This is a genomic window from Chromobacterium amazonense (assembly GCF_001855565.1).
GTDB classification, from domain to species: Bacteria; Pseudomonadota; Gammaproteobacteria; order Burkholderiales; family Chromobacteriaceae; genus Chromobacterium; species Chromobacterium amazonense.
Map to the genome: position 1 here is coordinate 160,438 of NZ_MKCR01000033.1, position 25,301 is coordinate 185,738.

Consider the following 25,301-nt stretch of genomic DNA (forward strand, 5'->3'; position numbering starts at 1 on the left):
GCCCCTCTGAGGCTTCCGCCCTACGCGTTTACTTCAGCATCGGCAGGTCCAGGCCCTGCTCTTTGGCGCACTTCACCGCGATGTCGTAGCCGGCGTCGGCATGGCGCATCACGCCGGTGGCCGGGTCGTTGCGCAGCACGCGGCCCAGACGCTCGGACGCGGCGTCGGTCCCGTCGCAGACGATGACCACGCCGGCATGTTGCGAGAAGCCCATGCCCACGCCGCCGCCGTGGTGCAGCGAGACCCAGGTGGCGCCGCCGGCGGTGTTGAGCAAGGCGTTCAAGAGCGGCCAGTCGGACACCGCGTCGGAACCATCCTTCATCGATTCCGTCTCGCGGTTAGGCGAGGCGACGGAACCGGAGTCCAGGTGATCGCGGCCGATCACGATGGGCGCCTTCAGCTCGCCGTTCTTCACCATCTCGTTGAAGGCCAGGCCCAGGCACACGCGGTCTTTCAGCCCCACCCAACAGATGCGCGCCGGCAGGCCCTGGAAGGCGATGCGTTCCTTGGCCATGTCCAGCCAGTTGTGCAGGTGCGGATCGTCCGGGATCAGTTCCTTCACCTTCTGGTCGGTCTTGTAGATGTCTTCCGGATCGCCGGACAGCGCCACCCAGCGGAAGGGGCCGATGCCCTCGCAGAACAGCGGGCGGATATAGGCCGGTACGAAGCCGGGGAAGTCGAAAGCGTTTTCTACGCCCTCTTCCAGCGCCATCTGGCGGATGTTGTTGCCGTAGTCCAGCGTGGCGGCGCCGCGCTGCTGCAGGGTCAGCATCGCGCGCACTTGCACAGCCATGGACTTCTTGGCGGCGGCGGTGATTTCGGCGGCGGCGGTCTTCTGCTTGTCGCGCCACTGGGCCACGGTCCAGCCCTGCGGCAGATAGCCGTGCACCGGGTCGTGGGCCGAGGTTTGGTCGGTGACCACGTCCGGCGTGATGCCGCGCGCCACCAGCTCGGCGAACACGTCGGCGGCGTTGCCGAGCAGGCCCACCGATACGGCTTTGCCGCTTTGCTTGGCGTCTTCGACGATGGCCAGCGCCTCGTCCAGCGTGGTGGCCTTGCGGTCCACGTAACGGGTTTTCAGACGGAAATCGATGCGGGTTTCGTCGCATTCGACAGCGATCATGGAAAATCCCGCCATGGTGGCGGCCAGCGGCTGCGCGCCGCCCATGCCGCCCAGGCCGCCGGTCAGAATCCAGCGGCCTTGCGGTTTGCCGCCGAAGTGCTGGTTGGCCACCGCGTAAAAGGTCTCGTAGGTGCCCTGCACGATGCCTTGCGAGCCGATGTAGATCCAGGAGCCGGCCGTCATCTGGCCGTACATCATCAGACCCTTTTTATCGAGCTCGTTGAAGTGTTCCCAGTTGGCCCAGTGCGGCACCAGATTGGAATTGGCGATCAGCACCCGCGGCGCGTTTTCATGGGTCTTGAACACGCCCACCGGCTTGCCGGACTGCACCAGCAGCGTTTCGTCGTCCTCCAGCCGCCGCAGCGTCTCCAGGATCTTGTCGTAGCATTCCCAATTGCGGGCGGCGCGGCCGATGCCGCCGTACACCACCAGGCTTTGCGGGTGCTCGGCCACTTCGGCGTCCAGATTGTTCTGGATCATGCGGTAGGCAGCCTCGGTCAGCCAGCTCTTGCAGGTCTTCTCGCTGCCGCGCGGCGCGCGGATATGGCGGGATGCGTCAAAACGCGGGTCGGTCATGGGGGCTCTCCTCTGTAAAACGGGTTCTCATGCCACGTAACATCAATTCGCCACGGAAGCACACGGGAAGACACGGAAACAAATCAAATGACTTATCCAATCGGCATTTGAGTCTTCTTCCTGTTTTCCGTGTTCTTCCGTGTGTTTCTGTGGCAAAAAAGCTTTTTAACTTGCGTGGAAATCCAGTCCATCAACGGCGCAGATTCCGCGCCAACGACCACGCCAGCCGCGCCGCCGCCTTGGCGCCATGGCTGTCGATGTCGTATTCCGGGTTGAACTCCACCAGGTCGGCGCCGACCAGCTTGCCGCTCTTGGCGATGCGGGCAGCCAGCGACTCCACCACGGCGATGTCCACGCCGTAGCCGGCAGGGGCCGACACCGCCGGCATCTGCGCCGCCGGCAGCACGTCCAGATCGATGGTCAGATAGACCACATCCACGCTGTCGAGAAAATCGGCCAGTTGGCCGCGGATATCGGCCAGCTGCCAGCCGTTCATGTCGGTATCCAGCCGCCACTCGGCGCCCAGCCGCCGCGCGGTGTCGAACAGCGCCTGGGTGTTGGCGGTTTCGGCCACGCCCAAGCACAAGTAGCGGAAATGTTGGCCATGCTGCGCGCAGTCGGCGGCGATCTGCGCGAACGGCGTGCCGCTGGTGGCCTCGTTCGCTTGGCGCAGGTCGAAGTGGGCGTCGAAATTGACAATGCCGATGCGCTTGCCGGGATGGGCATCGGCCAGGCCCAGCCAGTGGCCGTAGGCGGTTTCATGGCCGCCGCCCAGCACCAGCGGCAGATGGCCGGCGGCGGACACTTGCCGTACCTTCAAGGCCAGCTTGCGCTGGGCGGCGTCCAGATCGCCGGCGTCGCACACCACGTCGCCGGCGTCGTACAGCGGCTGCGTGGGGTGGTAGGCCAGGTTGGCCAAGGCTTTGCGCAAGGCCTGCGGGCCGCCGGCCGCGCCGACGCGGCCCTGATTGCGGCGCACGCCCTCGTCGCAGGCGAAGCCAATGATGGCGATGCCCGGCGCGCCGCCTTCCGGCAGGGCCTGCACCACCTGGTGCCAGCGCCGGGCCGCCTCGCCTTCCGCCGCGTCCACACGGCCGGTCCACACGCTCATATTGATGCTCATCGCTGAATCCTTGTCTTGCGCTACTCCGCCGCGGCGGAGTGGCGGTCATGCGCTTAATCGATGTGTTGAACCGTCCCGCGGAACACGCGCTGTTTCAAAACTGGCACGCCCACGCTATAGGCGATTTCGGCCGGATGCTCGATATCCCATACCAAAAGGTCCGCCACGCAGCCAGCCGCCAGGCGGCCATGCGTGTCGCCGCGGCCCAGAGCCTGCGCCGCATGGCGGGTGACGCCGGCCAACGCTTCTTCCGGCGTCAGGCCAAACAAGACGCAGGCCTGATTCATCGCCAGGCGGATAGACGCGAACGGGCTGGTGCCGGGGTTCAGATCAGTGGACACCGCCATCGCCACGCCGGCGGCGCGCAGCTTGTCCACCGGCGGTTTTTGCGTCTCGCGCAGGAAATAGAAGGCGCCGGGCAGCAGCACCGCCACGGTGCCGGCGCGTTTCAACGCTGCCACGCCGGCGTCGTCCAGATATTCGATGTGGTCGGCCGACAGGCCGCCGAATTCCGCCACCAGCTCCGCGCCGTGGAGGTTGGACAGCTGCTCGACATGGCCCTTGACGCGCAGGCCATGGCGGCGCGCCGCTTCGAACACGCGGCGGGTTTGCGCCGGCGTGAAGCCGACGGATTCGCAAAACACGTCCACCGCCTCCGCCAGACCGGCTCTGGCCGCCACCGGCAAGATGGTTTCGATGACCAGATCGATATAGCCGTCGGCGTCGCCGGCGTACTCCGGCGGCACCGCATGCGCGGCCAGCAGCGTGGCCGCCACTTCCACCGGCAGCGAATCCTGCAGCCGCCGCGCTGCAGTCAATTGCTTCAGCTCGTCCGCCTGGGTCAGGCCGTAGCCGGATTTGATCTCCACCGTGGTGACGCCTTCGGCCATCAGCGCCTTCAGCCGCGGCAGGCTCTTCAGCGCCAGCTCCTCCTCGTCCAGCCAGCGGGTGGCGCGCACGGTGGAGACGATGCCGCCGCCCTCGGCGGCGATCTGTTGGTAAGGCACGCCGGATAGCCGCTTCTCCCACTCCGCCGCTCGGCTGCCGCCGTACACCAGATGGGTGTGGCAGTCGATCAGCCCGGGCGTGACCCAGCGGCCTTGCAGGTCGAATACCTCGCCGTCGAAAGCAGCCGGATCAACCTCCGCCTGCGGCAACACCGCCGCGATGTGGCCGTCGCGCAACAACAGCGCGTGGCCTTCCAGGCTGCCGTACGGCGCGGCGCGGGCCGGGTCCATGGTGGCCAGCCGGGCATTCAGCCATAGGCTGGGGCGGTGCGGATGAATCGGTGGCATCGGTTTCTCGCGCAGTGATTTGTATATACAAATACGCGCATGGTTTAGCACTGTCAAGCCGCTGATTTGTAAAATCCGCTACAAATCCTTGATGTTGCAGGGCAATAAAAAAGGCTGCCAGCAGGCAGCCTTTTCCTAATCGCATTAATTGTATATACCGATTTACTTTTTCACGCGCGTTTGCGAACGCAGCTTGTAACGCAGGCCGGGATGCGTCAGCCGGGCGAAACTGACCAGCTTCTTGTGCGACCAGGTGCGGCGCAGCACCAACAAGCACGGTTCGGCGGCGGCAATGCCGAGCAGCGTCTGCTCCGCCGGCCCCGGCAGCACGGCTTCCACGCTATGCTCGATATCCGTGAGCGGGCAACTTTGCATCAGGTAGTCGTTGGGGGTGCGTTCGCGGAAATCCTGGCGCAGGTAGTCGGGCGCGAAAGCCGGGTTGACGTAGCGGTCTTCCAGCTGGATCGGCACCTCGTCCTCGCAATGCACGATCAGCGAGTGATACACCAGGCCGCCGGCGCGCACGCTCAGACGCAAGGCCACTTCCTCGCTGGCCGGCACCGCCTCCAGCACCATCACTTGAGCGGTATGGAGGTGGCCGCGCGCCTCGATCTCGGCGGCGATGTTGTTGATGTCCAACAACGGCGACTCCGCCTTGCGTTCGGCCACGTAAGTGCCGTCGCCGGCGAAACGCAGCAGGATGCCGGCTTCGGCCAGGTCGCGCACCGCCTTGTTGACCGTCATCCGCGACACGCCAAACTGGCGCGCCAGCTCCAGCTCCGGCGGAATCTTGCAACCGGGCAGAAAGTGGCGGTCGCGAATGCCGGACAGGATGTAGTCCTTGATCCGTTGGTAACGGGGTTGCGGGGCGTCTGACACCGTGGCTCCATGTTCGAGGGAATGGCCGATTGTAGCGCGAGCGGCCGCATCGCTGGATGATCCAGCGCAGAAAACCGGAGGCAAGCCATGATGACCCTGCCGCAGTGGCTGGAGGCGTACGACGAAAGCCATCGCCATCCGTTCAACATCGCCATGCACAAGCTGTGCGTGCCGCTGATCGTGCTGTCGCTGCTGGGCATGCTGATGGCCCTGCCCGGCCCGCTGCCCTGGGCCTGGCTGGCCGTGCTGGCGGGCGTGGCCTGGTACTGGCGGCTGTCGCGCCAGGCGGCGCTGGTGATGGCGCTGTTGTGCAGCGTAGGGCTGCTGTTGCTGAGCGCGGCGCAAAGCGCCGGCTGGCCGCTGGGCTACCTGTCGCTGCTGGTGTTCGCGCTGGCCTGGGCGGGCCAGTTTGTCGGCCATGCGCGCGAAGGCAGGAAACCCTCGTTCACCCAGGATTTGCAATTTCTGCTGATCGGCCCGCTGTGGACCCTGCGCGCGCTGTGGCTGCGCTTGGGCCTGATCGACCGCGAAACGCCGACAAAACCCTGATCCACCGCAGCACGCCCCTGGCGCCACGCGCTATCATCGGTCTTTTTTCGGATTTCGATGGAGCGCACATGACCCACCCGCAAGGCATGAGCCTGGCCGAACTGGCGCCTGGCGTAGAACAGATTCTGCTGGCCGGCGACGGCTTTTCCGCCCGTATCGCGCTGCTGGGCGGCCAGTTGCTGGACTACCGCCGGGGCGAGCAGCCGCCCTTGTTCTACCTGTCGCCGCAATCGGCGTATCTGCCCGGCAAAGCGATACGCGGCGGCGTGCCGGTATGCTGGCCCTGGTTCGGCGCCCATTCTTCCGACGCCGCGCAGCCAGCGCACGGCGTGGCCCGCCAGCAGCTATGGAAGCTGGCCGAAGCGTCCCGCGACGGCAAAGTGTTCCACGTGAAACTCAGCGGACCGCGCCACGGCGAGCTGTCGGCGGTGCTGGACTTCCGCATTGGCCCGGACGGCGTCGCCATCGAATTGACCACAGCCAACCACGGCGCATTGCCGCAAACCGTCAGCGCCGCGCTGCACAGCTATTTCGCGGTATCCGACATCGACAGCGTCGAACTGCTGGGGCTGGAGGGCGCGCCGGCGCACGACAAGCTCAGCGATCGCCGGCTGAATCTGCCTGCCCTGCCGTTCCGCTTTGACGGCGAGGTGGACCTGGTGGCCTACCGCGGCGGCGCCATCACGCTGCAGGATGCCGGCTGGCGGCGCGCCGTCCGCATCGCCAGCGCCGGCTCGCACAGCGCCGTGGTATGGAACCCGGCGCAGGCCAAGGCGCAGCGGCTGGCGGACCTGCCGGATGCAGACTGGCGGCGCTTCGTCTGCGTCGAAACCGCCAATGCCGGCGACGACGCCCGCGCGCTGGCGCCCGGCGCAGCGCATAAGCTGGCTTGCCGTGTGGATTTCTCTTGCCGCGACTAGGGGTTATAATCGATGACTTGCCGCCGGCAGCAATCCGGCGGCGCTTCCCCGCATACCGGAACATTGCAGCAATGGCACGACCAGACAAGATTTCCCGCTTCCTTCCGCTCACCTTTGCCAACGGCAACAGCGTGCGCCGTTTCGGCAAGCATTGCCCGCAATGCCGCTCCATGGTCAGCGCCGAACACATGGAAGGCATTGCCAGCCTGATGCAGGGCAAGATCTTCCTGTCCGCGGACGCCCGCTGCCCCAAATGCGGCGAAACCTTCCCGGTGGCCTGCGTCATCAGCGACGACAAGCGTGTGCATCGCGTGGTGCTGCCGCTGTGGATCTTCCGCATGTGGCTGAAATCCGCCACCCGGCACGACCCGCAGCCGGTGGACAACGACAGCTGGCAAGTGGAGAACGAATCGCCGCAGGGCCTGATGCTGTCGGCCGACGCCGAGGTCGTCCGCTCCGAAGAAATCCTCGGCCGCTTCCAAGGCGAGCCGATCTGCGCCTGGATCGAATACCAGGGCCAGCGCTTCGTCTTCGACCGCGCCGCCTCCAGCAACAATCTGGCGCTGACGCCGAGCGAGCTGCTGCTGGAAGGACGCTTGATCTACCGGCAGCAATAACGGCTGCCGGCGCGCCCAAGCAAAACGGCCAGATTTCCCTGGCCGTTTCGCTTTCCTGCCTCAGACTCAATGCACGCTGGCCGGGTAACGGCTGGCCACCCAACTTTCAAAGCGGTCGAACATCGCCGCGTCGCCGGCCGCGTTGTCGGCGATCAGCTCCGCGCCGTGCACCAGGCGGATATGCGCATCCAGATCGCCCGGGTACTGCGCCGGATAGTCGCGCGCGGCGGATTCGGCTATCAGCTTCTGCGCCTCGGCCCACGCTTGCTCCACGCTCTGGTTGCAGCTGTCGGCCAGATAGCGGGCGTTGAACGGCTCGCCGGTCAGGCTCAGCAGCGTGGCGTTGTGATTGATGCTGTTGCCCGGACCCCAGTAGTGCTGAGCCAGCAGCGGGCCGATGGCCGGGTTGTCGGTCAGATAGCCGAACTTGCCGATGAAGTAGGCGCGGGTCTGATGCACCGCCATATTGGCCAGCAAGTAGCCGTGATAGGCGGCGGCCGATTCCTGGTTCAGCAGGTGCGGGATCGCCAGCAGCGGACGCGGACTGACCGCGATGCCCAGGATGCGCCGCTCGCTGGCGCGCGCCAGTTCCAGCACCCGCTCGGCGGTCAGTTCGTTTTCCGGCAGCGCGTACAGCGCGCGCTCGAAGTAGGCGACGACGGCGATGGAGCGCTCGGCGTAGGCGGCAAACGGCTGGGCGGCCTCGATGCGGGCGCGGATCAGCTCGTCGGGAATCACTTCGCCCTGACCGTTGCGGGCGTAGCGCTTCAGCCAGTCGGCGTCGTCCAGCAGGCTGTCGCAGAACATGCTCTGGGTTTCGGCGTAGGCCATCGAAGTCGGCGCGAACTCCTGGGAGAAGCACGGCGCATTCTGCGTGACGTTGGCGAAGTGCGCGGCGTGGCCGCCCTCATGGAACAGGGTGTTGATGGCGCGCGCGCCGCTGCCCACCTGGTCCGGCTTGGCGTCGGCGGTGAAGTTGATCTGGCCGGGCACCCAGCTTGCGCCATCGAAGAAGGACGGAATCGGACCATGGCAGAAGCCGTTCTGATACTTGCCCTGGCGCTCGATCAGGTCCAGCTGCATGGTCGCGCCGCGGTACTGGATGCCCAGGCGGCGGAAACTCAGCACCCAGCGTTCCACCGCCTTGGAAAACGGCAGGTAGGGATCGATCTGGCGGGTGACGTCGCCGCTCATATGAAAACGCAGATTGTGGCCCAACAGCGCGGCGTCGCCATGCTTGGCCTGCAAATCATCCAGCGCGCGCTGGTTGGCGTCGCGGGTGCGCGCCTCGAAATCGTCCAGAATGGCGAACAGCTGATCCGGCGTCATCTGCTCGTTTTTCTTCACCTTGTATTCGAAGTAGTCGGCATAGCCCAGGCTGCGGGCCAGCTGGTTGCGCTTGACCACGATGTCGAGAAAGCCGTTGTCCAGCACCCAGCGCTCCAGGCCCAGCAAAGCGTCGTGCGAGCTCTTGCGCGCCGCCTCTTCGCGGTTGGTGCCCATATTGGTGCTGAGCATGCTCAGCGTCGCTTCTTCGCGCTCGCCAGCCTCGTTGAGATGGTGCATCTTGTAAGCGCGGCGCTTGGCGAACAGCTCGGACTCCAGCTCCACCAGCTCGGTCATCAATTTACGCGCTTCATCGCTTTCAATGATGTTGCTCTCAAACAGCGCCAGCCACCCCTTGAAGCCATGCAGCAAGGCATCGCGCTCGGACTCGGCCGGCAAGCCCTGCAGCTGGGCGACAGCCGACTTGGCCTGCGCCAGCCGCTCCGGACTGGAAATGAAGTCCTTGAACGCGGCTTCGGCGCGGGCGAAGCCGGCGTCGTCGTCGGACACCGCCATATAGGTGTCCCAGAACAGATCTTCCTTAGCTTTATGAACTTGCAGATACGCGTGGTTGAGCGCGTCGAATTGCTGGCGCAGCGTAGCCAAAACCGTCATGTCCTCATCTCCCGGGTAGTGTGGAAGCCGCGCGAAGGGCAGCCTGTCCCGGCCACTGGATATCGCAACGGCATGCATGAGCAAGTTTCATTGCAGATAGCCAACAAGGTCAAGTTAATACTGGCTATTTGGCGATAGACGCATGCAATTAGCGCATCAATGGTCACGCCCGGCCAGGCCACCAGCACAGCGAGGCCTCGCGGGCGGCGTCGACGAAACCCAATTGGCGATACAGCTGCAGCGCATGGTAGCGGGCGTCAGCCGCCACCAGGATACGAGGCGCGCGTTGCAAACCCCATTGCGCAATATGGCTGAGCAGCTGGCTGGCCAAACCCAAGCGACGCACATGCTCGGCCGTGGCCACTTGCTGCACGCATCCCAGACCCGGTTGCAGAAACAAACCCGCGCAAGAGAGCAGCGCCCGACCATCGAAAACGCCCCAAGTATGTCCGCAGCCCTCCGCCTCCAATTGACGGTAGCGCCGCTCATGTCCGGCCAGGAAGCTTAAATAATCCTCTTCCAGATGTTCCGCATCGCGCGCATCCAGCAGCAATCGCCGCCATTGCGCCCAGTCCTCGTCGCTGGTCAGCGGACGGATGGCCAGGGATGGGCTGAGCGGCGCCGGCCGCAGCGTTTCGCCCGTCATCAGCAAGACTATGGTTTCTTCATAGCGGTAACCCGCATCCAGCCAATCCCGATACGCCTCTGCGTTGGCTGGGGCGCCAAGCGGCCATTGCAGCACGCGATGGCGAATGGCCGGATAGTCGGCGAAGGCGGCGGCGAAGCGCCGCTCCCACTCGCGCCGGCTGCCGGGTTCCGGCCCGTGGTCCAGCCATAAAGCATTGCCGAAATAAAAGCCTGGCTGATCTTCCGTCAACAATCTCCAGCCGCCGTCGATGCGGCGCAGCGAACTGGACGCGCCCAGCAGGCGCCATTCGCTCTGCGCGCCCAACATGCCCAAACTGAGCGCCAAGGACACGCGACCATCGCGCGCCGGCGCCGCCACAAAACCCAGCCGTCCAGCCAAGCGCAAGGCCGCGGCATTGCCCTCCGCCGTGTCCGCCTCCACCCGGTTGACGCCCAGATGATTGAAGCCGGCATCCAGCAGCAAGCGGGCAGCCTCTTCGGCATAGCCCTGCCCCCAGGCCGCTTCGGCCAGTTCTGCGCCGAAACTGGCCACGCCAGGCGACACGGTCAAACGCAAACCCACCGAACCGACCAGCTTGCCGTCATCGCGCCGGATCACCGCCAGCTGCCAAGCGCGGCGCGGCGACTGTTGCTGGCTGATGAAGCGGTCCAATAATCGCGAGCTGAACGCCGGCGCGGTCTCAGCCGCGGGGTAATGGCGGCCGAATGCCAAGCCGCTGCGCAAACGGCCATAGGGTTCCAGATCCTCCGCAATGAAATCGCGCAAGATCAAGCGCGGCGACCGCAAAGGCAAAATCAACATACGCCTCCCTTCACCAGCCGCAGCTGCCAATGCCGCTGCCACAGCGCTTCGCGGCGCGAGAAATCGTCCGGAAGATCGAAATAACCGGATGGAAGATACAACGACGATAAATCTAAAGAATAGGAATCGGCGCGCTCGCGACCGAGCACATCGCGCAGCAAATGGCGCGACAGAATAAAGAACGATGCCATGATGGCGGTACCTGTAAAGAACGAGTAAAGATCAGTGGGAAGCCGATCATCGCGGAGACGTTCCGCTTCCCTGCATGGCCCGCCGCGCCGGAGAGGCGCTGCGGGAGTGCGCGCAGTCTGCCTGCCGCGGCCTTACGCGTCAAGCATATGGCTCAATATCGCTTGTCATTGTGGCGGGATTGGCCAGCGCGCTGCAGCCGATAATATTCGCGCCAGCGCCAGAAGCCGGTGCGTAGCACCGCATCCATCAGTCCCAGCTGCAAGCCCACCAGCATGGCGTACAGCAGCATGCCCTGCTCGCTGGGCATCAGCGGCACCGCCCAATCGCTCAGGTGCGGATAAAGCAGCCAGGCCAAGGCCAGACCGGCCACCAGCGTCAGTTCCACCGCGCGCCAGGAACGGGTGCGCAACGCCAGCCGCGTAATGATATCCGTGAGGAAGAACACCAGACTGACGAGATAAAGGGCTACCATTGTTTTTCCTTTCCGCCATCGGCGCGCTGCCGCCGCGCCAGCCAAGTTTTCACTACCGCATCGGTCAGGCCCAGCTGCAAGCCCACCAAGGCGGCATAACACGCCATGCCGTAAGCGTCCGGCATCCACGGCAGCAGCCAGAACGGCAAGCGTGGGTACAACAGCCAGGCCAGCAGCGTTGCCAATCCGGCCAGCAGGCGCAGCGCCGCCGCGCCGCGTTGCCGCAGCCAGTAACGCACGCTCACCGCGCTCGCCAAAAACACCATGCAAACCAGCCACAGCACCGTGCTCGCTCCGCCGCCTTTCTTCGGTTATAGCCAGCCAAATCCATACTTTCGGACAGGCTGAGCCGCCATTCGTCAGAAAACCCGAACGCCATAAGCGAACAGCCCCGCTTAAGCGGGGCTGTTCAATCAGGACGGGGCTTTCAGACCGATGCGGGGCTGCGTCTTCCGCGCCACAAACCACGCAGGCCGACGGCCGAATACAGCAAAAGCGCCGCCCAGATCAAGGCAAAGCCCAGCGCGCGGTCCGGGCCGAACGGCTCGCCATACAGCAACACGCCCAGCGCCAGCTGGATGCTGGGGCCGATGTACTGGATCACGCCCACCGTAGCCAGCTTCAAGCGGCGCGCACCTGCGGCGAACATCAACAAAGGCACCGCGGTGACCACGCCGGCCCCGACCAACAACAAGTCGCCTTGCCAGCCCAGATGGCCGAACGCACCATCTCCGCGCCAGGCGAACCACAACAGTGCGGCCAGCGCCAGCGGCGACATTAGGAAAGTCTCCAAGGCCAGCCCCGGCAAGGACGGCAGCGGCGCCATCTTGCGCAGCAAGCCATACAGGCCAAAGGTAGCCGCCAGCGACAGGGCGATCCACGGCAGCGCGCCGGCGCTGAGCGTCAGCCAGGCCACGCCCGCCGCAGCCAAGGCCACCGCCAGGCGCTGCGGCCGGCTCAGCCGCTCGCCCAGAAACAAGCGGCCCAGCAGCACATTGACCAAGGGATTGATGAAATAACCGAGGCTCGCCTCCACCACGTGGCCGGCATTCACCGCCCAGATATAGATCAGCCAGTTCAGCGACAGCACGGTCGACGACAAGGCGAAGATGCCCAACTGGCGCGGACGACGCAGCGCCTCGCGCAGATCGCCCCATTGCCGCAGCGCGCTGAGCACCAGGGCAACGAACAAGGCCGACCACACGATGCGGTGGCACAGAATTTGCAAAGCCGGGACGCTGTGCAGCGGTTTCCAATACAGCGGAAACAGTCCCCAGCAGACGAAGGCGCCTACGGTGTACAGCACGCCGCGACCGGCGCCATCGGATGAAGAAACAGACATGGGATTCTCGAAAACAATGCTCCAGCAAACAGCTTACCCGCTTTGTCCGCTTGGGATAATCATCAAACCCTGCACAGTCCGTTCACAAACACTTAACACAACACAGATTTTTGCTGCACTGGCACATAAACCGCACCGCCAAGCGGCATCGCGCGCGATCCCTTTGACGTTGACGTAAACGTCAACTATAGTCTGGCGGCATTAGGGTTAACACTCTAAGCTGCATCAGCCGCGCATACCCAGGGCACACGGTATAAAAATAAAGTGTCAGTCGCGTTGCCACGCAGCAGACGCCCGGCACATGCCGCCCACAAGGCCGCCCGCGGGCTGATCGCCACAAGCGAGCACGACAGGAGGAGAAACCATGTCAATCCGCCATGCAGACCTGGAAGAAAAATACACCGCCCCCACCGGCCAGGTACTGATGACAGGCATTCAGGCGCTGGTGCGCCTGCCCATGCTGCAACAACAACTGGACCAGGCCGCCGGCCTGAACACCGCCGGCTATGTCACCGGCTATCGCGGCTCGCCCTTGGGCAACGTCGACCAGACCATGATGAAGGCCAAGAAGCATCTGGACGCCCACAAGGTGGTGTTCCATCCCGGCCTCAACGAAGACCTGGCCGCCACCGCCATCTGGGGCACGCAGCAGGTCAATATGTTCGAGGGCGCCAAATACGACGGCGTCTATTCGATGTGGTACGGCAAGGGCCCCGGCGTGGACCGCTCCGGCGACGTGATCAAGCACGGCAACGTGGCCGGCACCTCCAAGCACGGCGGCGTGCTGCTGGTATGCGGCGACGACCATGCGGCCAAGTCGTCCACCTTCCCGCACCAGTCCGACCACATCCTGGCCGCCAGCATGATACCGGTGCTGTCCCCGTCCGGCGTGCAGGAAGTGCTGGACCTGGGCCTGCACGGCTGGGCGATGAGCCGTTATTCCGGCTGCTGGGTGGCGATCAAAGCCATCACCGACACCATCGAAAGCTCGGCCATCGTCGACATCTCGCCGGAACGCTTCGAATTCAAGATTCCCAAGGACTTCCCCATCCCGGAAGACGGCCTGAACATCCGCTGGCCGGATACCCCGCTGGCCCAGGAAAAGCGCGTGCTGCACCATCGCTTGTACGCCGCGCTGGCCTACGCGCGCGAGAACAAGCTCAACCGCATCACGCTGGACTCGCCCAAGCCGCGTCTGGGCATCATCACCTGCGGCAAAAGCTATCTGGACGTGATGCAGGCGCTGGACGACCTAGGCATCAGCGAGGCCCAGGCGGCGGAAATCGGCCTGCGCATCTTCAAGGTGGGCATGGTGTGGCCGCTGGAGCCGGAAGGCGTGCGCCAGTTCGCCGAAGGCCTGGAAGAGATTCTGGTGGTGGAAGAAAAACGCCAGATCATCGAATACCAGCTGAAGGAACAGCTGTACAACTGGCGCGACGACGTGCGCCCGCGCGTGGTGGGCAAGTTCGCCGAAAAAGGCGAATGGGCGCTGCCGCACGGCGATTGGCTGCTGCCGGCCGCCGGCGAGCTGACCCCGGCCATGATCGCCCGCGCCATCGCCAGCCGGCTGGCGCTGATCTACGACAGCCCGGTGATCCACGACCGCCTGAAGTTCTACGACGACAAGGAAGCGCAGCTGGTCAAGCCGCGCGAATCCATCGCCCGCGTGCCGCACTACTGCTCCGGCTGTCCGCACAATACTTCCACCAAGCTGCCGGAAGGCAGCCGCGCCGTAGCCGGCATCGGCTGCCACTACATGGCACACTGGATCACCCCGGAAAACACCAAAACCTTCACCCAGATGGGCGGCGAAGGCATCACCTGGCTGGGCCAGGCGCCGTTCACCACCACCAAGCACATCTTCACCAATCTGGGCGACGGCACCTACTTCCACTCCGGCATCCTGGCCATCCGCGCCGCGGTGGCCGGAAAAGTGAACATCACCTACAAGATCCTTTACAACGACGCGGTGGCCATGACCGGCGGCCAGCATGTGGACGGCTATCTGGACGTGCCGATGATGACGCGCCAGCTGGCGGCCGAAGGCGTCAAGCGCATCGTGATCACCAGCGACGATCCTGACAAATACAAGCACGCCCAGGGGCTGGCCCCCGGCATAGACGTGTTCCACCGCCGCGAACTGGACCGGGTGCAGCGCGAACTGCGCGACACCGAAGGCGTCACCATCCTGATCCACGACCAGACCTGCGCGGCGGAAAAGCGCCGCCGCCGCAAGCGCAACGAGTTTCCGGACCCGGCCAAGCGCGCCTTCATCAACGAGCGCGTGTGCGAAGGCTGTGGCGATTGCAGCCAGAAATCCGGCTGCCTGTCGGTGTTGCCCGTGGAAACGCCGCTCGGCCGCAAGCGCAAGATCGACCAATCCAGCTGCAACAAGGACTACTCCTGTGTCGAGGGCTTCTGCCCCAGCTTTGTGACGGTGGAAGGCGGCAAGCTGAGAAAGCCGGCCGGCGCCAGCGCCGATCTGGCCAAAATGCCGGCCCTGCCGGAGCCCAAGATCCCGGCCCTGCGCGAACCGTTCGGCATCATGGTCACCGGCGTCGGCGGCACCGGCGTGGTCACCATCGGCCAAGTGCTGGGCATGGCGGCGTATCTGGACAACAAGGGCGTGACGGTGCTGGACATGGCCGGCCTGGCGCAGAAAGGCGGCTCGGTGTGGTCGCACGTTCGCATCGCCGAACATCAGGAGCAGCTGCACGCCGTGCGCATCGCCGCCGGCGACGCCAACCTGGTGCTGGGCTGCGACCTGGTGGTGACCGCGGCGGAAGAAGCGCTGGCCAAGATGCGCGAGGGTTTCAGCTATGCCATCGTCAATAACTACGAGTCGCCGACCAGCGGCTTCCTGAAAAACCCCGACCTGCGCTTCCCGGCCAAATCGATGAAGGACGCGATCATCGAATCCGTCGGCGCCGGCCGCTTCAGCGAGGTCAACGCCAACCGGCTGGCCACCGCGCTGATGGGCGACGCCATCGCCAGCAATATGTTCATGCTAGGTTACGCCTGGCAAAAGGGCCTGGTGCCGGTGTCGCTGGAAGCCATCATGGAAGCGGTGCGGCTGAACGGCGCGGCCGTGAAGTTCAATCAGGACGCCTTCAGCTGGGGCCGCCACGCCGCGCACGATCTGGCCCGGGTGGAAGCCTTGGTGACGCCGAGCGCCGTGGTGGCTTTCGTGCCGCGCGAAACGCCAGACGCGGTGGTGCATCACCGCGCCACCCTGCTCACCGCCTACCAGAACGAGGCGCTGGCCGACCGCTACAAGGCGCTGGTGCAACAGGTCAAGCAGGCCGAGGAAGCCGTCAACCCCGGCAGCACCGCGCTGACGCTGGCCGCCGCCCGCGCCTACCACCACCTCTTGGCCTACAAGGACGAGTACGAGGTGGCGCGTCTGTACAGCGACGGCGAGTTCCAGCGCGAGGTGGCCGCCCAGTTCGACGGCGACTACAAGCTGCGCTTCCACATCGGCGTGGCCTGGCTGACCGGCGGCAAGCCGCGCAAGATCGCCTTCGGCCCATGGCTGATGCCGGCGATGAAGGTCCTGGCCAAGCTGCGCTTCCTGCGCGGCAGCGCGCTGGACCCGTTCGCCTGGCAGGCGGACCGCAAGCTGGAGCGCCGGTTGATCGCCGAGTTCGAACAGCAGCTGCCGATCGTGATCTCGCGCCTGAATCTGGCCACGCTGCCGCAGGCGGTGGAATGGATGAAGACCTGGGAAGGCGTGCGCGGCTTCGGCCACATCAAGCTGCGCAACTACCAGCAGGCGAAGGCGAAGCAGGCCGAGCTGCTGGGCCATGCCGGCGAGCCGGGCAAACCGGCGGCCAGCGCCGCCGTGGCCTGAGCATAAGATTTTCCGCAGCTTTTGGCGCCGACTATTGTCGGCGCCTTTTTTACGCCCATAGGGGCTGTTGACGTTCGCTGAGCGGTCGCGCCGGGATGCGTTTTGCGGCGAATCGAGGCGTTTCGCGCGCCGCATAGTCATCCTCTGCCAGCGCGGAACGACGAAGAGTCGGCGCGAAAGGCGCCCGGCCCAGATCGGCTCAAACGCGATCCCCGCAGCAAACGTCAACAGCCCCTGGAAATGACAAAAAAATCTTCTATGTTTCAAGACATGCCAAAAGATTTTCACCGCCTGGAGGCCACCCCATGACCGCCCTGCTTCGCCGCGCCGCAATCGCCTCGCTCAGCCTGATCCTGATCGCGTGTTCCAGCAACCCGCCGGCCAAAATGGCCGGCTGCATCGGCAGCGTGATGCCGCCGCCCCCGGGCATGAGCGCGGCGCAGAACCCGGCCCTGCTGGCGCAAGCCGTGGGCGCGCCGGGCAAGGGCGGGTTGTGCGAGGGGGCGGTCTACCAGCAGGACGCAGGCGCCGCCGTGCTCGTCTACCGGGTGTGGGACGACAGCAAACCCAGCTCGCAGATGGGACGCTGGTGGTCGTTCAGCCAACCGCAGGGACCGGTGGCGCAATACCGCGCCGAAAACGCGATTTGCCCATCGTGGAGTCAGCTCAATCATGTGGTGCGCTGCCAGCTGAAAGCCGGCGCCCAGGTGGCGGTCGGCACTGGCCAGAGCGCCGCCTGCGCGCCGGATCCGGACTACCCGCCGTCGCCGGTCAACCAGGTCTATGTCCCCAATAGCAGCCCGGACGGCCTGTTGGTGGAAAACTGCCAGGATGCAGGGAGCTTCCCGCCGGCACAGTAACAGCGCGGCCGGACATGCTCACAATGGCACAGCCGCCAGGATAAGGGCTAAGCGCGCAGCCCGCGGCAGGTTTCCCCTATGCCGGCCTGGATGCACAGATCGAACAGCGAGTCGAAACGCGTGGGGGTGTAGTTGATCAGCGCGCAGGGAATGCCGGCGCGCGCGGCTTCCAGCGGGATCAGATTGACCGGCGACACCTCCAGCGACGAGCCCATCACCAACAGCAGGTCGGCGTTCAGCGCCGCCTGGAAGGCCACGTCGATCAGCGGCACCGCCTCGCCGTACAACACCACATCCGGCTTCAGCACCGCGCCGCAGCGGCGGCAAGGCGGCACCTCGTGCTGCTGTACGTAGTCGAGCGTATGCGGCGTCGCGCAGTCCGGACAGCTGGCGCTCAGCAGCGTGCCATGCATTTCCAGCACGCGGCGGTTGCCGGCGCGGCCATGCAGGCCGTCGATGTTCTGGGTGAGGATGGTGACTTCCTTGCCGGCCTGCTCCAGCGCCGCCAGGAAACGATGGCCATCGTTGGGCTGGTAGTCGCCCACCAGCTTGATGCGGAAGATTTCGCGGAAGGCTTGCCAGAACGCGGCCGGCGCGCGGCGGAAGTAATCGATGGACACCACATCGGCCAAGCTCATATCGCGCGACCACAGGCCGTCTGCGGAGCGGAAATCCGGAATGCCGGATTCGGTGCTCATGCCGGCGCCGGTCAACACGGCGATCCGCCCGGCGTCGTCTATCAGTTGCTGCAGATACTGCCGCTGTTGCTCAGTCGCGCTCATCATCGGTCCTTGCATGCCACTCCCGGCACTATAGCGCAGGGCTTATGGCGCCGGATACTTGATCGCATTCTTGACCATCTTGTCCCGAACCGCCTGATCCAGATCGACGCCGGTGACCATGGCCAACCGGGTCAGGTACAACAACACGTCGGCGATCTCTTCCTGCAGATGGGTGAAACGCGCCGGATCGTCGCGCAGGGCCGCGGCGCCGTCATCGCCCAGCCATTGGAAGATTTCCGCCAGTTCTCCCACTTCGCCCACCAGAGCCAACACCAGATTGCGCGGCGAGTGGTGGCGGTTCCAGTCGCGCTCGTCGGCAAAACGCTGCAGGGCTGTGGTCAGGCCGCGGGTATCGATCAAAATCTCGTCGCTCATATTCATCCACTCCCGTTTCACGTGAAACATCCAGGCATCGACGCAGACAGTAGCAGTCGTACGGCAAGCCCGGCTCTGGGCGTTATCTGCGGATACTTGCTGGGCAAACGAAAATGCCCGGCCAGGCCGGGCATCGTCAAGCCATGCAGACAGACGCGTTAAATCAGACCTTCATCCTTCAGGGCCTGCTGCACCGCCGGCAGTTCCGCCACCCGTTGCAGGAAGGCCAGCAGCGACGGATAGTCGGCCAGCGAGCGATGCACATATTGCGCCCAGGAGAGGCAGGTAAACAGATAGGCATCGGCCACGCCGAACTGGTCGCCCTGCAGATAGCGCGTAGTTTCCAGCTGACGCTGCAGCAAGGCCAAACGCGGTTGCAGCCGCTGCCACGCCTCGTCCTTGGCCGCATCGGTCTTGGCGAAGAACAGCGGCGAGAAGTTCTTGTGGATTTCGGTGGCGATGAAGTTCAGCCATTCCTGCAGCCGGTAACGCTCCAGCGTGCCATTGGGCGGCGCCAGCCTCTTGTCCGGCGCATGGTCCGCGATGTACTGCAATATCGCCGCGCCCTCGGTCAGCAGCTCGCCATTGTCCAGCTGCAGCGCCGGCACATAGCCCTTGGGATTGATGGCGGAGAAATCGGCGCCGCTGGCCGTGGTATGCGGCATTTCGCGCAGATTGACCTTCTCAGAAGAAAACGGCAGGCCGCTGGCGATCAGGGCGATATGAGAGGCCAGCGAGCAGGCTCCAGGCGAATAATACAGTTTCATCTCACGACTCCTTGCTGAATGGAAAGGATGGGACGCACCGCAAACCCAAGCAGGGTGAGCCAAAACCGGGACGATTGCAACCACGCTCAGCCCAGGGCCAGACCCATCAGCCCAACAGCGACACCAGCCACTCGATGCGCAGATTCCACCCCGCAAAGCCGGCCAGCCAGAACAGGGCGCCGGCGGCGCCGAATCCCCAGGCGGCGAACAGCGGCAGCAGATTCGCCGACAGCGCGGCCACCGCCGCGCAGGCCACCGCGATGGACAGCGCGGCGTCGCTGATGTCGAACAAGTCGTGACGCGCGTTCAGCGTTTCCATGCCCTGTTCCTTGGCCTGGGCCTTGCGCTGCAAATCCTGGCTCTCCTGCTTGTAGCGTTCCAGCTCATGCTTCAGCTGTTGTTGCCGCGGCTTCAAGGCCCCCGCGCTGGCGGGATTGGCGATGGCCAGCATCTCGGCCTGGCGCAGACTGGCCTCGGCCAGGTGCAGCTTGATTTTTTTGGCCTGGTATTCCGACCAGGCATCGGCCGCGTCGGCCTTCTGCAACTGGCGGGTCTGCACGATATTGTCGTCCTTCAGCTTGCCCAGGCCCATCAGCACCGACAACAGCACCACGGTCAGCGCCACCCAGCTGTTCAGGCGCTTCTTTTCCGCTTCCACGCTGATTTCCACTTCCATATCGTTTCTCCCATGCGCTTGTGTTTACGCACAGCATAACGCGAGCAAGCGGAAATGGTTGCTCAGCCGCCGGTTTTTTTGGAGAACAGCCGCGGCCGCTCATCACGCGGGCCGCCCGCTTTCATCTGCGCGAACAAGGCTTCCACGCGGGCGCGCGCCCATGGCGTGCGGCGCAGGAAGACCAGGCTGGACTTGATGCTGGGATCCTGGCTGAAGCAGCGGATGTCGATCCGGCTGGCCAGACCGTCCCAGCCATAATGCGCGTGCAACTGATTCAGCATCATTTCCAGCGTGACGCCGTGAGTGGGATTATTGGCCTGCGTGCTCATGCCGCGCGTCCTGTCAGAATGAAGAAAGCCGCGAGTGTAAGCCCGCGGCGTGGCGCCAGCCAAGTCACTTGGCTGCGGCGGATTTGCGGCTGCGCGGCGCCCTGGGCTTTTTCGCCGCCGGCGCCGAGGTTGGCGGCGCCGCCTCGGCTGAAGGTTCCGGCGCGGCCGGCCTGGCGCCGGGCACCCCCATGGCCAAGGCCATGCGGCCCAGCCGCTGCTGTTTGTCCACGCTGATCGGCCCGGCCGCCGACAACAGCAGCATCACCAGCTCCAGCGCCATTTCGCGCTGCTGATCGGTGGGCAGCAGGTCCTTGATGGTGGCCAGCGCCCGCTTCTCATCGTTGCGCACCAGCCAGGTCTGGCGCCGCACCACCTGCTTGAACGCCTCCAGCGTCAGGTCCTCGCCCAGGCCGGTATCCTGCATCACGCGGCGGATGGCGTTGAACGGCCGCACGTCCACCACGCCGTTGCCGATGGCGACATAAATCAGCAAGCGCAGGAAGCCGTCCACCGCGCCGCCCTCGGAGTAATGCTGCTCCAGCTCGCGCTTCTTCAGCCGCAGCATCTCGTCGCGCTCCCAGCCGGCATGGTAGCCCGGCACGTGATAGGCCCGCTTCGGATGCAGGCCCACCAGCGCGGCGGTCAGCGGCGCGTCGTAGACGGCGCGGAAAGTCATTTCCTTCAGCGCGTCGCGCTGGTCGCGGTAGCCGTCCAGCCAGCTGGCGGTCCAGTCGGACACCGTCTGCTGCCATTGCCAGAACGGATTGTCCTGGGACACCGGCTTGCGCGCCGCTCTCACCTTGTCGGCCCAATCCGACAAGCCGGTCAGCAGCGGATTGCGGCTGGAGAACCAGCGCCGCTCGAAGCGCGACGGATGCATTTCGCGCATCAGATGGGCGGTCCAAGGCGAGCCGCTGGCCCTGACCCACGGCGAAACGAAGCAGTCGTACAGCTGCTGGTTGATCTCCGCCACCCGCTTCACCACCTGGAAAGCGCGCTCACCCTCGCGGCCATCGCCCAATGCCAGGATGTCCTCCACCTCGCGCGGTTCGAAGCGGATGACGTAGCGGCCTTGCAGATACTGCAGCCCCGGCGTTTCCGGATGGGTATCGGTGATCACCGCCTCGTACAGTCCCGGCGGCAGCACGTCGATCAAGTCCAGCGCGCTGGCCAGCTCGCTGTGCTCCTTGTTGGCCACGCCGGCGGACACAAAGATGCCCAAATGGCCGATCTGCTCATGCAAGCAGTAAACGATGGTCTGCTCATTGCTGCGGATGTCCTCCACGCTGTTGTAGAGGTCGGCGATCCAGTACAGCGCCTGCTGCGGCGGCGTAATGTTGTCGCCCCAGGACGCGAACACGATGATGGGCGAGCGGATCTGCCGCAAATCGATGCGCACCGCGCCCTCGTCCAGATACACCTCGCCGCGGCTCAGGCGATTGCCGACGAACAGGTTCTGGCTGATCCACTCCATCTCCTCCTTGTTCAGCAGATAGTGGCCGCCCCACCAGCGCTCGAACTCCAGAAACCGCCCGCGTTCGGTATCGATATGGCTGTATAGATGGTGGCCCTTTTTCCAGTAGGTGTTGGCCGGGTCCAGCTGCTCGAAGTTGGACACCAGATGCGCGCCGTCGAACTGGCCATGGCCCAAGTCGCCGGTCAACGAGGCCAGCCAAGTGCCGCCCAGCATGCCGCCCTGGTAGCGCATCGGATTCTTGCCGGCCACGCCGGCCCAGTACGACAGCGGCGAGCCCGCCAAAAGGATGGGACCGACGTCATCCGGCGCCGAGGCAGCCACCATCGCCAGCGCCCAGCCGCCCTGGCAGTTGCCAATGGCGAAGGGTTTGCCGGCATTGCCCGGATGCAGCTCGCGCACACGCTTGAGGAAGGCCTTCTCGGCCCGCCACACGCACTCTATGGTTTGCCCCGGCACCGGCACCGGGAAGAACATCACGAAATAGCACGGGTGGCCCTGGCGCAGCGCGATGCCGATTTCGCTGTCCATCTTGAAGCCGCCGATGCCCGGACCGTGGCCGGCGCGCGGATCGATCACCACGAACGGGCGCAGGCTGGGATCGGTCGGCGTGCAGTTGGCCGGCGGGCGGATCGCCGCCAGCGCGTAGTTGACCGGCTGCGGCAGCTCGCGGCCGTCCATGATGATGTCGAAATCAAACACCAGCACCGGCGGGTTGCCGGAGGCCGCGTGCTCCAGATAGGTGTCGCCGCGCTCGCGCAGCACGTCGCAAAACAGCAGCCCGCGCTGCAGCGCGTCCGTCCAGTAATCCATCCAGTGCTGCCCCAACGACCACCATCCCGTTTTGTCGGATTCGGCCATGCCGCGCTCTCCCTGTGTCGACAGCTTTCACTGTAGTTCACCATGCTGCGGCGCACCGCATCCGCCTCAAAGTATCAATCAGGTATTGCGGCTTAACAGTCCTGAACATCCGCGATTTTGCTGGAAAAACTCCCCTGACAATTACCGCCAATACTGCAAACGTCACAACTCCATCAAGGAAGGATCCCACCATGACCAAGCTGCTAAAGCCCCTGATCGTCGCCGGTTTGCTGCTCGCCGGCTCCAGCGCTGTCTATGCCGATGACGCGCCTGCCGCCATGCCGCACCAAGGCTGGCAGATGGACCCGGCCAAGCGCGAGGCGATGATGGCCAAGCACATGCAAATGCTGCATGACAAACTGAAGATCCAGCCGCAACAGGAAGCGGCCTGGAAAACCTTCATCGCCTCGATGAAGTCGGAGCACGGGACCAAACCGGCGGAAAACGCCAATGAAACCGCGCCGGAACGCATGGAGCACATGATGCAAACACATCAGGCGGAAATGCAGAAACGTCTGGATGCGTTGAAGACCTTCTACGCCCAGTTGACGCCTGAGCAGCAGAAGATCATGGACCAGATGCATGGTCCGCGCGACAAGTGGCCACACCGCGGCAAGCATGAGGCTTCGGCTCCGGCCAAGGGATAAACTGGAAGGCCGCCGCCAATAAGCGGCGGCCACTCCGGAGAATCGGAAAGAGGTTACATCATGAAAGGCCGCATTCGTTTAAGCGGCGCCTTGCTGGCAGCGACGCTAGCCGTTTCCGCCATCGCGCCGGCCGAAGCGTATTACCATCACGGCGGACCGCCACGCATCAGCATAGACGTTTGGCGCGGCGGTTATTGGAACCATGGTTACTACCACGGTCGATTGGGCTGGTGGTGGGTGGTGGGCGGCAGCTGGTATTTCTATAGCGCTCCGGTCTACCCCTACCCCAGCTTGTACGCGCCGCCGGCTGTCGCTGTCGTGCCCGCGGTACCTGCAGTTCCCGCCGTGCCGATGGCCCCGCCGCCGCCAGCCGTCAACCCGGCGCCGCAACAGGCGGCGCAGGTGTGGTACTACTGCAAGGCGTCCAAGCAGTACTACCCATATGTCAGCGAATGTCCAGGCGGCTGGAAGACCGTGCCGGCGCAACCGCCTAAGTGACCGGGGAGTTTCGCCATGACAACACGCTGCTATCTTCTATTGCTGTCGCCATTGCTGGCTGCTTGCACTACGCTGCCCACCGGCCCCACTGTGGCGGTGATGCCGGCGCCCGGCAAACCGTTCGAGGTCTTCGTACAGGAAGAACAGCTGTGCCGTTCCTACGCCGCCGGCAGCATAGGCGTCAACGGCAATGATGCCTCCGCCGCCAACCTGGCTGGCAATATGGCGCTGGGCACCGTAGTCGGCGCCGCCGCTGGGACGCTGATAGGCGGCAACCATCAGGGGGCTGGCGTAGGCGCCGGCGTCGGTTTGCTGGCGGGGACGGCGGTAGGTGGCAGCAACGGCGCCTATGCCGGCTACGACGCGCAGATGCGCTACAACATCGCCTACCAGCAATGCATGTACGCCAAGGGCAACCAGTTGCCAGGGCAACACCCCGCCCAAGGCTATCCTCCTCCGCCGCCGCGCTGGTAAACCAGGACGGCGTTAAAACATCGAAACAAAAGGCAAGGCAGGCTTCATGCGACTGGAAAATATCCGGACCATACTGGATTCAGGCTCGCCGGAGAGGCTAAACCGGATGGGCCGATAAATGACCATCCGTCGATACTGAAGAAACAAGGAGTACGCCATGAGACTGTACGCCCCGTTGATGGCCGGCCTGCTGCTGGCAGCCGGCCTTGCCCATGCCCAGGATGCCAACACCCGCCCGTTCGACAGCACCGTGGTGCTGCCCAGCGTGCCGCTGTCGCTGCATGAGATGAACCAGCCCACCAAACCCAGCGACGTCGTCGCCAAGCCCGCGCAATGAGCCTACGCCCTGCCGTCCCGGCAGGGCCGTCTTTATCGGCCGAACCAGCGGTCGCCGAAATTCACCAACAACACGCCCGCCACCACCAGCAGCGCGCCGATCAGCCGGGCCGCGCTCAGATCGCGCAGCGGCATCGCCAGCCAGCCAAAGCGATCGAACAGCAACGAAGTGCACACCTGGCCGGCGATGATCAGCGACACCATGGTGGCTACGCCCAGCCGCGGCGCCAACAGCGTGGTGCCGAACACGAAACCGGCGCCCAGCACGCCGCCCAGCAGCATCCACCACTCCACCCGGCTCAACGCCGCCAGGCTCTGCCAACGCTGGCCGGTGGCCAGGCTGAGCAGGGCCAGGGTCAAACAACCGACGCTGAACGACACCAATGCCGCCAGCAACGTGCTGCCGCCTATCAGCTGGCGCAATTGATTGTTCACCGCAGCCTGCATCGGCACCACTACGCCGACCAGGAACGCCAGCAGCGGAAAGATTGCCTGCATTGTCATCCCCTCTTATTCAATATCGTTCCACTGCCACAGCGCGCGCCGGCGCCTCATACGGTTCCGGCCACCAATCGTCTATGCGCCGGATCAGACCGTCCTGAATAGTAAAGAAACAAATGCCGTTCAGGGTCTGTTGTTCCACGTGAAACGCGATCTCGCTGACCGCCTGATCGCCATCGGCCAGCACGCGGACAATCTCCAGCCGCCAGTCGCCGGGATAGGTCGCGTTGAATGCCACGTATTGGTCCACGCCGCGGATCCGTTCGCGCGTCTGCGGCACCCGGTATTCCACTTCCGGATGCAGGGTGGCGGCGAATCCAGTCCAGTCGCGCGCATTGGCGCATTCCCAATAGCGGCGGATCAACTGTGCGGACATGTCGGCTCCCGATCTA

At 64.6% G+C, this 25,301-nt stretch carries 27 protein-coding genes; 9 read left to right on the forward strand and 18 right to left on the reverse strand.

Annotation, left to right across the window (positions count from 1 at the left end; genetic code table 11):
• Positions 1-28 precede the first annotated feature (28 nt).
• From hutU to hutC, 4 genes are all read right to left on the reverse strand, one after another.
• Positions 29-1,699, reverse strand: coding sequence for a urocanate hydratase (gene hutU / locus BI343_RS17610; RefSeq protein ID WP_071110693.1), 1,671 nt, complete (start codon positions 1,697-1,699; stop codon positions 29-31).
• Between the two features lie 190 nt (positions 1,700-1,889).
• Complete coding sequence (gene hutG / locus BI343_RS17615; protein ID WP_071110694.1) at positions 1,890-2,822, reverse strand: formimidoylglutamase; 933 nt, start codon at positions 2,820-2,822, stop codon at positions 1,890-1,892.
• Between the two features lie 53 nt (positions 2,823-2,875).
• A complete protein-coding gene (gene hutI / locus BI343_RS17620) occupies positions 2,876-4,117 on the reverse strand; it encodes an imidazolonepropionase (protein ID WP_071110695.1) in 1,242 nt (413 codons plus the stop codon).
• Positions 4,118-4,279: 162 nt separating this feature from the next.
• Complete coding sequence (gene hutC / locus BI343_RS17625) at positions 4,280-4,996, reverse strand: histidine utilization transcriptional repressor HutC (RefSeq protein ID WP_043625603.1); 717 nt, start codon at positions 4,994-4,996, stop codon at positions 4,280-4,282.
• 87 nt (positions 4,997-5,083) lie between these two features.
• Between hutC and BI343_RS17630 the strand changes: the two genes are divergently transcribed.
• The 3 genes from BI343_RS17630 to BI343_RS17640 all read left to right on the forward strand — a co-directional run bounded on the left by BI343_RS17630 (position 5,084) and on the right by BI343_RS17640 (position 7,082).
• Positions 5,084-5,545, forward strand: a complete 462-nt coding sequence (locus BI343_RS17630) for an Mpo1 family 2-hydroxy fatty acid dioxygenase (protein WP_043625601.1) — start codon at positions 5,084-5,086, stop codon at positions 5,543-5,545.
• A 68-nt stretch (positions 5,546-5,613) separates the two neighbouring features.
• Positions 5,614-6,465: a D-hexose-6-phosphate mutarotase gene (locus tag BI343_RS17635; protein WP_071110696.1), complete on the forward strand. Its 852-nt coding sequence runs from the start codon at positions 5,614-5,616 to the stop codon at positions 6,463-6,465.
• 71 nt (positions 6,466-6,536) lie between these two features.
• Positions 6,537-7,082, forward strand: a complete 546-nt coding sequence (locus BI343_RS17640) for a CpXC domain-containing protein (protein ID WP_071110697.1) — start codon at positions 6,537-6,539, stop codon at positions 7,080-7,082.
• Between the two features lie 66 nt (positions 7,083-7,148).
• Here the strand turns inward: BI343_RS17640 and BI343_RS17645 are convergent, their stop codons facing one another.
• From BI343_RS17645 to rarD, 6 genes are all read right to left on the reverse strand, one after another.
• Positions 7,149-9,023: a M3 family metallopeptidase gene (locus BI343_RS17645; protein WP_071110698.1), complete on the reverse strand. Its 1,875-nt coding sequence runs from the start codon at positions 9,021-9,023 to the stop codon at positions 7,149-7,151.
• 163 nt (positions 9,024-9,186) lie between these two features.
• The gene (locus BI343_RS17650) at positions 9,187-10,437 is read right to left on the reverse strand and encodes a GNAT family N-acetyltransferase (RefSeq protein ID WP_169829042.1); all 1,251 of its coding nucleotides are present in this window, start codon (positions 10,435-10,437) and stop codon (positions 9,187-9,189) included.
• Between the two features lie 29 nt (positions 10,438-10,466).
• Positions 10,467-10,664, reverse strand: a complete 198-nt coding sequence (locus BI343_RS17655) for a hypothetical protein (protein WP_071110700.1) — start codon at positions 10,662-10,664, stop codon at positions 10,467-10,469.
• 152 nt (positions 10,665-10,816) lie between these two features.
• Entirely contained in the window at positions 10,817-11,137 is a 321-nt protein-coding gene (locus tag BI343_RS17660; RefSeq protein WP_043625592.1) for a hypothetical protein, read from the reverse strand.
• Positions 11,131-11,421: a hypothetical protein gene (locus BI343_RS17665; RefSeq protein WP_071110701.1), complete on the reverse strand. Its 291-nt coding sequence runs from the start codon at positions 11,419-11,421 to the stop codon at positions 11,131-11,133. The genes BI343_RS17660 and BI343_RS17665 overlap by 7 nt, the downstream gene beginning before the upstream one ends.
• A gap of 143 nt (positions 11,422-11,564) precedes the next feature.
• Positions 11,565-12,479: an EamA family transporter RarD gene (gene rarD / locus BI343_RS17670; protein WP_071110702.1), complete on the reverse strand. Its 915-nt coding sequence runs from the start codon at positions 12,477-12,479 to the stop codon at positions 11,565-11,567.
• A 364-nt stretch (positions 12,480-12,843) separates the two neighbouring features.
• Between rarD and BI343_RS17675 the strand changes: the two genes are divergently transcribed.
• Together BI343_RS17675 and BI343_RS17680 are read left to right on the forward strand one after the other, a co-directional pair.
• Complete coding sequence (locus BI343_RS17675) at positions 12,844-16,329, forward strand: indolepyruvate ferredoxin oxidoreductase family protein (RefSeq protein WP_071110703.1); 3,486 nt, start codon at positions 12,844-12,846, stop codon at positions 16,327-16,329.
• A 305-nt stretch (positions 16,330-16,634) separates the two neighbouring features.
• Entirely contained in the window at positions 16,635-17,189 is a 555-nt protein-coding gene (locus tag BI343_RS17680; RefSeq protein WP_071110704.1) for a hypothetical protein, read from the forward strand.
• 47 nt (positions 17,190-17,236) lie between these two features.
• On the opposite strand, the gene BI343_RS17685 is transcribed toward BI343_RS17680, so the two are convergent.
• From BI343_RS17685 to BI343_RS17710, 6 genes are all read right to left on the reverse strand, one after another.
• Complete coding sequence (locus BI343_RS17685) at positions 17,237-17,974, reverse strand: NAD-dependent protein deacylase (protein WP_223253336.1); 738 nt, start codon at positions 17,972-17,974, stop codon at positions 17,237-17,239.
• Positions 17,975-18,013: 39 nt separating this feature from the next.
• Entirely contained in the window at positions 18,014-18,346 is a 333-nt protein-coding gene (locus BI343_RS17690) for a nucleotide pyrophosphohydrolase (protein ID WP_083341069.1), read from the reverse strand.
• Positions 18,347-18,504: 158 nt separating this feature from the next.
• The gene (gene gstA / locus BI343_RS17695; RefSeq protein WP_071110705.1) at positions 18,505-19,113 is read right to left on the reverse strand and encodes a glutathione transferase GstA; all 609 of its coding nucleotides are present in this window, start codon (positions 19,111-19,113) and stop codon (positions 18,505-18,507) included.
• 106 nt (positions 19,114-19,219) lie between these two features.
• Positions 19,220-19,789: a DUF4337 domain-containing protein gene (locus tag BI343_RS17700; protein ID WP_071110706.1), complete on the reverse strand. Its 570-nt coding sequence runs from the start codon at positions 19,787-19,789 to the stop codon at positions 19,220-19,222.
• Between the two features lie 62 nt (positions 19,790-19,851).
• Positions 19,852-20,118 carry a VF530 family protein gene (locus tag BI343_RS17705; RefSeq protein WP_052246871.1) on the reverse strand — a complete coding sequence of 89 codons (267 nt, stop codon included), beginning with the start codon at positions 20,116-20,118 and terminating at the stop codon, positions 19,852-19,854.
• 64 nt (positions 20,119-20,182) lie between these two features.
• Positions 20,183-22,453 (reverse strand): DUF3141 domain-containing protein, encoded by a 2,271-nt coding sequence (locus tag BI343_RS17710; protein ID WP_083341054.1) that lies wholly within the window; start codon positions 22,451-22,453, stop codon positions 20,183-20,185.
• A 191-nt stretch (positions 22,454-22,644) separates the two neighbouring features.
• On the opposite strand from BI343_RS17710, the gene BI343_RS17715 reads away from it, so the two are divergent.
• From BI343_RS17715 to BI343_RS17730, 4 genes are all read left to right on the forward strand, one after another.
• The gene (locus BI343_RS17715) at positions 22,645-23,100 is read left to right on the forward strand and encodes a Spy/CpxP family protein refolding chaperone (RefSeq protein WP_071110707.1); all 456 of its coding nucleotides are present in this window, start codon (positions 22,645-22,647) and stop codon (positions 23,098-23,100) included.
• 60 nt (positions 23,101-23,160) lie between these two features.
• On the forward strand, positions 23,161-23,598 hold the full coding sequence (locus BI343_RS20110; protein ID WP_071110708.1) for a hypothetical protein: 438 nt from the start codon (positions 23,161-23,163) through the stop codon (positions 23,596-23,598).
• Positions 23,599-23,613: 15 nt separating this feature from the next.
• A complete protein-coding gene (locus BI343_RS17725) occupies positions 23,614-24,072 on the forward strand; it encodes a glycine zipper family protein (RefSeq protein ID WP_071110709.1) in 459 nt (152 codons plus the stop codon).
• A gap of 157 nt (positions 24,073-24,229) precedes the next feature.
• A complete protein-coding gene (locus BI343_RS17730; protein ID WP_071110710.1) occupies positions 24,230-24,409 on the forward strand; it encodes a hypothetical protein in 180 nt (59 codons plus the stop codon).
• A 32-nt stretch (positions 24,410-24,441) separates the two neighbouring features.
• On the opposite strand, the gene BI343_RS17735 is transcribed toward BI343_RS17730, so the two are convergent.
• Together BI343_RS17735 and BI343_RS17740 are read right to left on the reverse strand one after the other, a co-directional pair.
• Positions 24,442-24,906, reverse strand: coding sequence for a DMT family transporter (locus tag BI343_RS17735; RefSeq protein ID WP_043626947.1), 465 nt, complete (start codon positions 24,904-24,906; stop codon positions 24,442-24,444).
• Between the two features lie 16 nt (positions 24,907-24,922).
• Positions 24,923-25,285 (reverse strand): nuclear transport factor 2 family protein, encoded by a 363-nt coding sequence (locus BI343_RS17740; RefSeq protein WP_071110711.1) that lies wholly within the window; start codon positions 25,283-25,285, stop codon positions 24,923-24,925.
• Between the last annotated feature and the right edge of the window lie 16 nt (positions 25,286-25,301).

Excerpts from the sequence above, each read along its gene's own strand:
- BI343_RS17725 (WP_071110709.1), top strand. The coding sequence starts at position 23,614 with ATGACAACACGCTGCTATCTTCTATTGCTGTCGCCATTGCTGGCTGCT.
- BI343_RS17735 (WP_043626947.1), bottom strand. The coding sequence starts at position 24,906 with ATGCAGGCAATCTTTCCGCTGCTGGCGTTCCTGGTCGGCGTAGTGGTG.
- hutI (WP_071110695.1), bottom strand. The coding sequence starts at position 4,117 with ATGCCACCGATTCATCCGCACCGCCCCAGCCTATGGCTGAATGCCCGG.
- BI343_RS17630 (WP_043625601.1), top strand. The coding sequence starts at position 5,084 with ATGATGACCCTGCCGCAGTGGCTGGAGGCGTACGACGAAAGCCATCGC.
- rarD (WP_071110702.1), bottom strand. The coding sequence starts at position 12,479 with ATGTCTGTTTCTTCATCCGATGGCGCCGGTCGCGGCGTGCTGTACACC.
- BI343_RS17730 (WP_071110710.1), top strand. The coding sequence starts at position 24,230 with ATGAGACTGTACGCCCCGTTGATGGCCGGCCTGCTGCTGGCAGCCGGC.
- BI343_RS17685 (WP_223253336.1), bottom strand. The coding sequence starts at position 17,974 with ATGATGAGCGCGACTGAGCAACAGCGGCAGTATCTGCAGCAACTGATA.
- BI343_RS20110 (WP_071110708.1), top strand. The coding sequence starts at position 23,161 with ATGAAAGGCCGCATTCGTTTAAGCGGCGCCTTGCTGGCAGCGACGCTA.
- BI343_RS17700 (WP_071110706.1), bottom strand. The coding sequence starts at position 19,789 with ATGGAAGTGGAAATCAGCGTGGAAGCGGAAAAGAAGCGCCTGAACAGC.
- BI343_RS17710 (WP_083341054.1), bottom strand. The coding sequence starts at position 22,453 with ATGGCCGAATCCGACAAAACGGGATGGTGGTCGTTGGGGCAGCACTGG.
- BI343_RS17645 (WP_071110698.1), bottom strand. The coding sequence starts at position 9,023 with ATGACGGTTTTGGCTACGCTGCGCCAGCAATTCGACGCGCTCAACCAC.
- BI343_RS17660 (WP_043625592.1), bottom strand. The coding sequence starts at position 11,137 with ATGGTAGCCCTTTATCTCGTCAGTCTGGTGTTCTTCCTCACGGATATC.
- BI343_RS17715 (WP_071110707.1), top strand. The coding sequence starts at position 22,645 with ATGACCAAGCTGCTAAAGCCCCTGATCGTCGCCGGTTTGCTGCTCGCC.
- BI343_RS17740 (WP_071110711.1), bottom strand. The coding sequence starts at position 25,285 with ATGTCCGCACAGTTGATCCGCCGCTATTGGGAATGCGCCAATGCGCGC.
- BI343_RS17675 (WP_071110703.1), top strand. The coding sequence starts at position 12,844 with ATGTCAATCCGCCATGCAGACCTGGAAGAAAAATACACCGCCCCCACC.
- hutG (WP_071110694.1), bottom strand. The coding sequence starts at position 2,822 with ATGAGCATCAATATGAGCGTGTGGACCGGCCGTGTGGACGCGGCGGAA.
- BI343_RS17640 (WP_071110697.1), top strand. The coding sequence starts at position 6,537 with ATGGCACGACCAGACAAGATTTCCCGCTTCCTTCCGCTCACCTTTGCC.
- BI343_RS17680 (WP_071110704.1), top strand. The coding sequence starts at position 16,635 with ATGACCGCCCTGCTTCGCCGCGCCGCAATCGCCTCGCTCAGCCTGATC.
- BI343_RS17690 (WP_083341069.1), bottom strand. The coding sequence starts at position 18,346 with ATGAGCGACGAGATTTTGATCGATACCCGCGGCCTGACCACAGCCCTG.
- gstA (WP_071110705.1), bottom strand. The coding sequence starts at position 19,113 with ATGAAACTGTATTATTCGCCTGGAGCCTGCTCGCTGGCCTCTCATATC.
- BI343_RS17655 (WP_071110700.1), bottom strand. The coding sequence starts at position 10,664 with ATGGCATCGTTCTTTATTCTGTCGCGCCATTTGCTGCGCGATGTGCTC.
- BI343_RS17635 (WP_071110696.1), top strand. The coding sequence starts at position 5,614 with ATGACCCACCCGCAAGGCATGAGCCTGGCCGAACTGGCGCCTGGCGTA.
- BI343_RS17705 (WP_052246871.1), bottom strand. The coding sequence starts at position 20,118 with ATGAGCACGCAGGCCAATAATCCCACTCACGGCGTCACGCTGGAAATG.
- hutU (WP_071110693.1), bottom strand. The coding sequence starts at position 1,699 with ATGACCGACCCGCGTTTTGACGCATCCCGCCATATCCGCGCGCCGCGC.